This is a genomic window from Roseimaritima sediminicola (genome assembly GCF_009618275.1).
Classification (GTDB): domain Bacteria; phylum Planctomycetota; class Planctomycetia; order Pirellulales; family Pirellulaceae; genus Roseimaritima; species Roseimaritima sediminicola.
Genome location: NZ_WIAD01000171.1, coordinates 1 through 428 on the forward strand (window position 1 = coordinate 1; position 428 = coordinate 428).

General features: G+C 57.2%; 1 pseudogene. It reads left to right on the forward strand.

Features of this window, described 5'->3' with window-relative positions:
* A pseudogene (locus tag GE027_RS23535) lies at nucleotides 1-279 on the forward strand (transposase); the annotation flags it as partial.
* Between the last annotated feature and the right edge of the window lie 149 nt (nucleotides 280-428).

Here is a 428-nt window from a genome sequence, read left to right on the forward strand (position 1 = left end):
TTCAACTTGACGACCATTTGCCGAAACGAGCTTGAAGATTCGCTGGGCGGCAGCTGGGACTTGACGCGTTTCCAGTTGTTTGTGCTGAAAGTCGGAGCGGAGATCGTCAAGCATTCTCGCCGGCTGATGTTAAGGATTGCGGAATCAGCGGCACCGCTTTGGTCTCGCTTGATCGCTCGCCTCGAGGCGTGGAGTACGCCACCGAAAGCCAGCGGGCGGCGACGCGGATTTACACCACTACCCCGACACGCCCATCTCAGCGAAGTTCTCCGCACCTGACCTTGCCCACCTCGCAGTCATTCGTGTTTGGGGTAGGGGGCGGTGCGTGAACACGACGCCAAATTCGACACAAAGCCGCCAAATACCAGGTGCGTTTACGCCGATCTCATGCATTGGTCGGCTAGAATCTGCTTGGTGAATAATTCGGG